The sequence below is a fragment of the Herbaspirillum sp. RV1423 genome (assembly GCF_000577615.1).
Lineage (GTDB): Bacteria > Pseudomonadota > Gammaproteobacteria > Burkholderiales > Burkholderiaceae_D > Herbaspirillum.
The window spans coordinates 1-9,014 of record NZ_CBXX010000074.1; the positions used below are offsets into that span (position 1 = coordinate 1).

Genomic DNA, 9,014 nt, shown 5'->3' on the forward strand with positions numbered 1-9,014 from the left:
ACATGAATTTAAAAAAATGCTCATTCCTCCGAAAAAACCGTTGTCCGGCCACCACCATATGTATTTCGATATAAAATTTAAGCGCCATATAACCAAAAGTGTTATGAGCTATTTTTACCCTTATCTCGGCACGCCCCCCTGATGGTGCGGAATCATCATCGTCACGAAATCATGTTCCGCAACGCCATTCATTGGCGCGCGCTTCATGCCGTCATCCATGACGGCCATGGCATCGTCCATCAGCGCGGCAAACGGCTTGGCCGTGCTGGCGATAAATACGGGGGGCTTTGCCGCTGCCGACTGGCCATGATGGTGGGGCATGGCCTGTCCGAGCGCACTAGCGCCAATGAGGGCGGCAACGGCGAACGTGCCCAAGCGTCGATAATACAAAGGCCGGTTGATCAGGGTCATGACGGTTTCTCCAGTTGGTCGTACACGGCGGTGGCAACGCGCGCCAGTTCGGCCTTGTTAGTTCCAGCCGACAGCGCATAGCCGAATTTGCCGTCGATCCAATAAAACACATTCACCGGTCCCTCCTGTGCGAAGCGAAAACCCGTGTCCTTGTTGTGCGCCTGATCGGTCGACACGTACAAGGTGAGGCGCTGTCCGGTCGCGTCGTGGTACATGAACTGCGCCACCGCGCCCTGGGCGCCAGGCAGCAGGCGACCACCGATCAGCTCGTAGCCGAGTTTGCCCAGCCGGGGTGGCCGAATTGCGGTGCCGAGGCGTTTGGACAGCCACGCCACCAGTTGCTCTTCCTGGTCAGCCCCGATTTCCACCGGCCGCTTGACATCCGGGCTATAGACAACGTGGGCGATTGCGGCCTGATGGGCCAGGCCGGCAACGTACAGCGCCGGCCTGGCTTGCATGGAATCACCTTGGGCGTATTGAATCTCGCCTGCCTGCTGGCCATGCAGTAACCACCCTGTCGTGCCGCTGAACAGGGCGATGGCAAGACCGGCTACCAGCCGCTGCCATTGCCACTGGCGCGGTCGCGCTGCGCTTAAGCGCTCCGGCACCGCTTCGTCGAGCACGGGATTGAACAGCGCGCGCAGTTCTTCGTTTTGCGCTGTATAGGCGCGCAGCCGCTCCGCCTCTTCCGGGCGCTGCGCCAGATAGGCGTCGACTTCGAGTCGGCGCGCGGCAGGCAGCTTGCCGTCGACGAAGGCGTGCAAGTCGGCTTCCGTGATGGGTAGGGTATTCATTTGACCACCTTCAAGGGGGCGATGTACGCTCTCCCTTCCATATTCGCGCGCATTTTTTCACGCGCGCGCGACAGGCGCGACATGACCGTACCGATGGGAATCTTGAGCGTTTGCGCGACGTCGTCGTAACTCATTTCTTCCAAGGCCACCAACAGCAGGATTTCACGCTGTTCCTCTGGCAGAGCACGCAAGGCCGTTTCCATGTCGCGCAGTTCGAGTCCGCTTGAAGGACTCCCGAGTGCCGTTGCCATCGATGTCTCCTCGTTGAGCGTTTCAGTTAGCACGGATGGCCGCCGCACCTGGTCGATACGCAGGTTGTGCATGATGCTGAACAACCATGCGCGCATATCGCTACCACCCTCCCATGACGTCAATCTCGCCCATCCGCGCTCGACCGTGTCCTGCACCAGGTCGTCGGCGCCTGACCGATCGCCGACCAATGCCCGCGCATAGCGGCGCAGACGGGGAATGCAGGCCAGCAACTGGTCGCGAGAATTGGGCATGGCTGTCACTGGGGTAGTGGTCGATTGATCAATACGCTGCAGCGGTCAGTTTCGGATCAATCTGCCAGGTTTCGTTGACCAGCTTGCCATCGCGGTAGGTCAGTACATAGCGCACATTGACCTGTGCCTTGCCCTCGAACTGCACCTTGGCGACGATCGTCGCACCCTTTGGGTTCGCCGATTCCTCCAGAGCAAGCACGGTCACGCGCGCCGGCCCGACAGCCTTGCCGAACTTTTCCCAGGTGGCGCGAATGGCATCGGCGCCGGCGTACATGCCGTCGAGCGGCCCGCCGACCCATGTCAGCTGGGCGTTGTCGGCATAGCCACGCATGATGATGGATGTGTCGCCCGCGCCAATGGCGCTGAAGTGAATCTGCGCAGCATCGCTCGACGGGCTGGCGACAGCGCTGCCGATCGAAGCGATAGCGAGGATGGCGGCGAAGGTGGCTTGTTTCATGAAATTCTCTCTGGTTGGGTCAGTCGGACGCAAAAACGGGTGTTATCGAGGTGAACGGATCTGCGGCGAATTTATTCCATCTATTTCAAATTAATTTTCGCAGGCGTTTCGTCGCGCGCTATTTGGGAGAGGCGGATCATCGCTTCCAGTGCCAGAGATGCCTTTGTCTTGTACCGTTCGGGATGGCGCAACATGTAGAACGCGCGCGCCGGCAAGTCGATGTTTGCTTTCGCCAGCAAGCCTGCCCGCAGATGCGAGGCGACGACCAGTTGCGACATGGCGGTGGCGAACTCGCCGGCCATCACAGCGGAGCGAACCGCTTCGTTGGACGGCAATGTGAGTGCGATATCCAGTGCATCGAAGTCGACATGCATCGCCTGAAGTGCGCACTCGAGCGCTGAGCGCGTGCCGGACCCCTTTTCGCGCAAGATCCATTGTGCCGCGAGAAGATCCGCGTGCAGCAGCCTCCTCCCTGAAGCCCATGGATGGTGCGGTGCGACCACAGCGACGATCTGGTCGGAGGCAATGGCATCGACCGATAGAGTCGGCTCGTCGATGGCGCCCTCGACAAAGCCCAGGTCAGCGCCCCCCTGAACCACTGCTTGGGCGACATTGTGGGTGTTATCGATGGTCACGCTCAGTGCGATCGCCGGATGCGCTTGGCGAAATTGCACGAGGAACTCGGGTAGCCAATAGCTGGCGATCGTCTGACTCGCATGAATCGTGAGCGTGCCACGTTTCATTCCCCCCAGCTCGGCCAATGTCAGTTCGGCGGCCCGCGCGCTGGCGATCGTGCGGCGTGCTTCTATCAGGAAAATGCGGCCCGCTTCGCTGATCTCGAGGCCTCGGCCGACGCGATTGAATAGGGCCGTGCCAAAGCGTTCTTCCAGGACTTTAATCGAAGCACTTACTGCTGAAGGGGTAAGGGCCAACACCGCTGCGGCCTGGGTCAAATGTTGTCGCTCCGCGACTTCAACAAAAATCCGCAATTGTTCTAGCGTCATCTGATTGTTCGATTCCATTTAACGATCTGTCAGATATTATAAGATAGACATAACAATCTGTCGACTTGATAATCGTTTTATTGAATTCGAGAATCAGGAGCGGCAAATGATCAAGCAACCACTAAAACTCGTTCGCAACGCGCTGCCAGGCTTGGCACTTTGCGCTGTGGTGACTGCGGCAGCTTACACAATGGAAAGCATCGAAAGCGCTTTATTTGGCCACGCATGGCTCGAAAGCCTGGTGCTGGCCATTCTTCTAGGCACCGCCGTGCGGACGGTGCATCGGCTCGATACTCGCTTCGAAGACGGCATCCAAGTCGGTGCGAAATTATTGCTGGAAATCGCGGTCGTGCTGCTGGGCGCTTCGGTCAGCGCCGGTGCACTGCTCGAAAACGGCATCGGTCTGATGAGCGGCATCGCGGCAGTGGTCGCCATCGCGATTGCGCTCAGCTTTGCCCTTGGCCGTGCTTTTGGTCTGCCGCGCAAGATGGCCATCTTGATTGCCTGCGGCAATTCGATTTGCGGTAACTCTGCCATTGCCGCGGTGGCCCCGGTTATCGATGCGGATGGAAAGGACGTCGCTGCGGCGATCGCCTTCACTGCCGTGCTTGGCGTTGTCGTGGTGCTGGTGCTGCCGCTAATGGTGTCACTGTTGTCGTTTTCACCAACGCAGTTCGGTGTCTTTGCCGGGCTGACCGTCTACGCGGTGCCCCAGGTGCTGGCCGCGACCTCATCGATATCGCTTAGCAGCGTCCACATCGGCACCTTGGTGAAACTGGTGCGGGTGCTGATGCTGGGCCCAGTCGTGCTGGTACTGTCGCTGATTGGTCGGCGCGAAGGTGGTCGTCGTCCTGCGCTGTCGCATATGGTCCCGTGGTTCATCGTCGGCTTTTTGCTACTGCTGACCTTGCGCTCGTTCGGCGCCATTCCAGAGGCGGCAATTGCGCCGATGCACGTGACGGCGAATTTCCTCACCATTATGTCGATGGCCGCACTCGGACTCGGCGTCGATGCGCGCTCAGTCATGCGGGCCGGTTGCCGGGTCGCCGCAGTTGTCGTGTTGTCGCTGCTGGCGTTGGCAGTCATCAGTTTTTTCCTGATAAAAATGCTCGGCATCGTTTGAAGCACTGCCCGATTAGCGGCTACCGTTAGAAATCGAGGATCTGTATTTTTTTAATACGAGAAACTTGGTGGTATTGCAGAAAGTTACAGTCTGATACGCTTGGCAAGCAGTCGCGCAATGCGCTTGCCAGAGCGGTCTTGATTCATCGCTTAGGTGATATGTGCGACCGCGGCTTAAACCTGGTGACGGGCGCCATCGTTCTTTGGCATGCGGTGTTTCTGGAGCGGGCGACACAGGTTGCGCGCGGTCCTGGCAGCTCCCCGACGCCAGTATGCTGCAGTTTCGTGTCCTCGTTGGTCTGGGAGCACATCTACGGGACCGGATATTACATTTGAAGGAAGAGCAAGAAGGTTGATGAGAAAAATATCGGCCGCTGCGGACTTCAAGAATCGGTAACAGGGCTTAGCGCCCGATTTTTTCCGTTTTCCCTATTCTCCCCAATGACATCGTCCTGGTGCGAACGGCGGTGTTCATGCTTCTGCATCGGGGCAGCATCAAGGCAGACGCATTACGGTTATTGCCCTTGGGTCCCGGTACGGTGTTTCGACGAGCATTGGTATGAAGAATCGATTAGACGCAGGCGCCACTGATCGCGCGGATGTCCGTGCCTGGCCAACAGTTGCTTGGCCTAGGCTGCCCATTGAGCAACAGGAGGTTTATCGGGCGCGTGAAGACGCCGTGAGGCGATATTGTCGGCGCGAATCGGTGCGCTCGATCGCTGACGCCACAGGCGTCCCTTTTAGTTCCGTGCGCCGGCTTTACGAGCGCTGTCTGCAAACCCATGCGGATGGACGCGCACAGGGCTTCCGTGCGCTGATTCCTTACGAACGGGTGAAATTCTATCAGCGCTCGGCGAAGATCGGCCGGCCTGGCAATGCGGGTAAGGCTGGCGTATTTTCTCAATTGCTGCGGCGTCATCCTGAGCTTGAAGCGCTTATCACAAGCAAACTGCGTGAGCACCAGGTAGTTGTCCGCCAGGGTGGCAAAGGACTTGTTGTTGACGGGCTGAGCGTCTTGCACAAGCATTTTCACCACTTGTGCCTGCAACTCGGCCTGACTGAGCGAGACTATCCGCTGGTTCAGAAGCAGCAAGGTATCCGTAGTCTGGCCGCCGCAGTGAAGGCCATGGCGACGCGCACCTTCGAAACGGCGGCAGGTGCAGCGCTAGCAGAGAAGCGCTCGGGCGGTATACGGCCTGACGCGCAGCGCCTACCGTCGGTGGCGGCGCTGCCGTACGATGCCGTCGAATTCGATGGTCATCGCATTGACGTGCAACTGCGCGTGGTCTTTGAGCGGGTCGCCGGTGTCGAAGAATCGTTCAACATCGAGCGGGTCTGGCTACTCACCATCATTGATGTCTGCAGTCGCGCCGTTTTGGGGTATCACATATCCCTTGAAGCAGAGTACACCCGCTTTGACGTGCTCAAAACCGTGGAACAGGCACTGGTGCCGTGGAGGCCACCGACGTTGACCATTCCTGGCCTGCGCTTTGCGCCAGGTGCCGGCATGCCCTCGGAGCGCCTTCCCGAACTGGGCTACGCACTCTGGAGCATGTTCCGCTTTGATAACGCGCGCGCCAATCTCGCGCAGGACACCTTGCGTGTGTTGACCGAGATTGTGGGATGTGGCGCCCATGCCGGCCCGGCTTACCAGCCGAACGAGCGCCCGCATATCGAGCGCTTCTTCGGGACTCTGGCATCGGTCCTGGCTCATCGCCTGCCGGCGACCACCGGTGCCAGTGTGGACGACCCGCGACGGCGTGTCGCCGAATTGACTGGGAGCGTGCCGGCGGTGGTGCGGCTTGACGAATTGATGGAGCTGACCGCGGTGGCCATCGCCAACTACAATGCCAGCCCGCATGCGGGCCTGGGTGGGCAGACGCCGCTGGAAACGCTGGCCTATTTCGTGCGTGAAAAATGCATCGTGCTGCGCTGGCTGGCCGAACCTATGCGACGCAACCTCTGCCTGCTGCAGCACCAACATGAAGCACATGTGCGGGGCAGTATCGTGCGCGGAGAACGCCCTTACATTCATTTCTACGGTGCGCGGTATACCAGTCACAGACTGGCGGCACGGGCGGATTTAATAGGACAACCGGTGCTACTGTACTTTGATGCCGACGATGTTCGTGCGCTTCGCGTGTTTGATGCCCATGGGTGCGAGATAGATGTCGTCGAGGTGCAAGGTGCCTGGCGTCACACTGCGCATACTCTGCGTATGCGTAGGGAGATACTGGCCCTTGTGCGCGAACGCAAGCTGCGTTTTATGCGTTACGACGACCCGGTGCAGTGCTATCTCGACTACCTTAGACAAAAGGCTGGCAAGCGGCGTCGCTCGGCCAGTAAAGCCGAAGCGGCACGGCGCACCGTGGCCGACGCATCGCCGGTACCGCAAGCCCCACCCGGGCCGGTACAGTCGCCTGGGAAGGATGCGCCCGCAGTGTTGAAGCCCGCCACAGACGTGGCAACTACGGCGCAGTCCAAGGCGCCAGTAAAGGGGAGAAGCCTGAGCATTGGTACGGGTCAGGTTTTTTCCCGGTAAGTCAATATACAAAGGCGCCGATCCAATGAGCCGTCCAACTCCGTTTGACCGCCCCATCGCCAGAGACTGCCATCCACTGTCCAGGCGTACCTATCGCGTCGCGACGGCCGCCATCGAGAACTGTTGGATGCTGGTGTCAAAATGCCTGCAGTACCGGATTCCCGGTGCGCTGATCTATGGCGAAAGCCGGTTAGGAAAAACTTACGCGATTGAGTATCTGCGCATGCTGATCCAACGCGAGCTGCCAGCGGTACCGACCTTTCATGTGCAGGCCGAACACAAAGTTAGCCGTAGCGAAGGCGCTTTTTTTTCCTGCTTGCTGCGGGCCGTGCGTCATCCGGAACCGGATGCCGGTCGCAATTCCGGGAAACGCAAGGCCTTGCATGATCGCTTGCTTGCGGTTGCGGAAGCCCAAAGTAGTTCAACGGTAGTCTTTTTTTGCGACGAAGCGCAACGCTATTCCTTGCACGAGTATGAATGGCTACGGGACGTCCATGACGAATTGGCACAGAGCGGCGTGCGCCTTACAACGTTCCTCTTCGGCCAAGAGCAACTATGCGATAAACGTGCCCGCTTTCAGGCGTCGGGCGACACTCAGATCGTCAAGCGCTTCATGGTCGAAACCCTGCGCTTTCGCGGCGTGTGCAGCATGGAGGACGCCGCCACCTGTCTTAAGAGCTATGACGAGCATGAATACCCGCCGGGCAGCGGCTGGAGCTTTACGCGATATTACTTTCCGTATGCGTTCGATGCCGGATTGCGACTGGAAATGTGCGCACCCTTGCTGTGGGCCGCATTCGCCGTGGCGCACCAGAATGCTACCTTGGCGGGCGCCGTGGAAATTCCGATGGAATATTTTTCGCGCGCGGTGGAGGCCGTTCTGCTAGATGGTCTCACGCGTGATGCGGTCGATTTTAAGTTGGGGGAACAGCGCTGGAGTGAAGTCGTGAAGCATTGCGGCTACGTCGTTTCGGAACAGGCGGTTGAGCGCAATGCGCGCGGACTGGGGAGCTGACGCATGGCACTGCCGCTGCTGGTTATTCCGCACGCTGGCATCAACGTCGTCTCCGCACTCAAGCTAGCGCCGCACTTATTTGCGCCCTTCGAAACCGCATGGGCATGGGGCACTAAGCTGGCCGCCTCGAATGCGCTGTCCGCTTTCGAGGTGGCCGCCTTACTGGGCGTGCCGTCGACTGGCGCGCGATCTTTACTGCCGGCGCGCTTACCGCAGGCGGCACTCGTGCTAGGGCGGGAAATGGGTGTTCCCATAAAACAGATCCGAGGGGCATTTCTGGGAGGTGTCCTCAAATCGCTGCACCCGCTCATGAGTGAGCAGCTGAGGATTTGCCCGGTCTGTGCTCGCCTTGGCTATCACTTCGTGATTCATCAAATGCGCTGGTTCACGTGCTGCCCGCTGCACGATATGCGGCTGCGTGATCGCTGCTCCCGATGCGCGGAGCCGTTGATGTACCACTTTGGAACCTCGAAAGTACATGGACCAATCAACTGTCCAGCATGCGCGGCGCCACAGTTGCCGGTGTCCCGCAGCGGCTGTCCCATCACGAGCGGGATGTCGCCCACCGGTTTTGCTCTGATGGCGCGATGGCTGGTGTTTTTACAGCGTCGTGCAGCTGATCCGACCACGTTCAAGGGCGTGATTGACGCCAATAATGAGACCTCTTCCGTTTCTCGGAGCGGGGCGATCCGGGCAATTTCTTTTGGCAGATTAGGGCGCGATCCGTTAGCAGGCATGCGCTCGCGCTGGATGGACAGTGCGGACCACCAGAGCTTGGTGACCCACTACTGGCAGCACGTCAACGCACGATGGCGCAAATGCTGTCAGCCATCAAGGTTATGGTATCGCCGCATGCTCAAGGGTGAATGTGTATCAACCGCACCTACAGCGCAGGTCCTGGTGTTCGTCTATTGGCGCATGACATGGCAAGGATGCAGTAACCCGTACCTGCTGCGCCGCGGCCATCGGTTGCCCTTGTATGGCATTGCCGAATGGGAAGCAGGACAACCGTCGTTTGAAGAAGGCGATCTAGAGTTCGCATTGCCTATGTTCGGCGCGGCGCTAGATGCCTCCTGGGACGACTGGACCGATTGCCTTACCCTACATGGCGTCACGGAATTGGAACGAAAAACCTGGATTTTGAGGGCTCATCCTGGGTCTTTCTC

At 59.1% G+C, this 9,014-nt stretch carries 8 protein-coding genes and 2 pseudogenes; 5 read left to right on the forward strand and 5 right to left on the reverse strand.

The window, feature by feature from the left end:
• Nucleotides 1-129 precede the first annotated feature (129 nt).
• The 5 genes and pseudogenes from RV1423_RS30280 to RV1423_RS27985 all read right to left on the reverse strand — a co-directional run.
• Nucleotides 130-411: pseudogene (locus RV1423_RS30280) on the reverse strand (DUF305 domain-containing protein); the annotation flags it as partial.
• Nucleotides 408-1,205, reverse strand: a complete 798-nt coding sequence (locus tag RV1423_RS27970) for an anti-sigma factor (RefSeq protein WP_034303912.1) — start codon at nt 1,203-1,205, stop codon at nt 408-410. The pseudogene RV1423_RS30280 and the gene RV1423_RS27970, both read right to left, overlap by 4 nt.
• Nucleotides 1,202-1,708 carry an RNA polymerase sigma factor gene (locus RV1423_RS27975; protein WP_034303913.1) on the reverse strand — a complete coding sequence of 169 codons (507 nt, stop codon included), beginning with the start codon at nt 1,706-1,708 and terminating at the stop codon, nt 1,202-1,204. Before RV1423_RS27975 ends, RV1423_RS27970 begins: the two co-directional genes overlap by 4 nt.
• Before the next feature lie 28 nt (nt 1,709-1,736).
• Complete coding sequence (locus RV1423_RS27980; protein ID WP_034303915.1) at nt 1,737-2,165, reverse strand: nuclear transport factor 2 family protein; 429 nt, start codon at nt 2,163-2,165, stop codon at nt 1,737-1,739.
• 80 nt (nt 2,166-2,245) lie between these two features.
• Nucleotides 2,246-3,187, reverse strand: a complete 942-nt coding sequence (locus RV1423_RS27985) for a LysR family transcriptional regulator (RefSeq protein WP_197035029.1) — start codon at nt 3,185-3,187, stop codon at nt 2,246-2,248.
• An 88-nt stretch (nt 3,188-3,275) separates the two neighbouring features.
• Between RV1423_RS27985 and RV1423_RS27990 the strand changes: the two genes are divergently transcribed.
• From RV1423_RS27990 to RV1423_RS28005, 5 genes and pseudogenes are all read left to right on the forward strand, one after another.
• A complete protein-coding gene (locus RV1423_RS27990) occupies nt 3,276-4,292 on the forward strand; it encodes a YeiH family protein (protein WP_034303916.1) in 1,017 nt (338 codons plus the stop codon).
• Nucleotides 4,293-4,450: 158 nt separating this feature from the next.
• A complete protein-coding gene (locus RV1423_RS31050) occupies nt 4,451-4,627 on the forward strand; it encodes a Tn3 family transposase (RefSeq protein WP_373419990.1) in 177 nt (58 codons plus the stop codon).
• Nucleotides 4,628-4,850: 223 nt separating this feature from the next.
• Nucleotides 4,851-6,833, forward strand: a complete 1,983-nt coding sequence (locus RV1423_RS27995; RefSeq protein WP_034303917.1) for a hypothetical protein — start codon at nt 4,851-4,853, stop codon at nt 6,831-6,833.
• 25 nt (nt 6,834-6,858) lie between these two features.
• Nucleotides 6,859-7,848: an ATP-binding protein gene (locus tag RV1423_RS28000; protein ID WP_034303918.1), complete on the forward strand. Its 990-nt coding sequence runs from the start codon at nt 6,859-6,861 to the stop codon at nt 7,846-7,848.
• Nucleotides 7,849-7,851: 3 nt separating this feature from the next.
• Nucleotides 7,852-9,014 (forward strand): annotated as a pseudogene (locus RV1423_RS28005) (hypothetical protein); the annotation flags it as partial.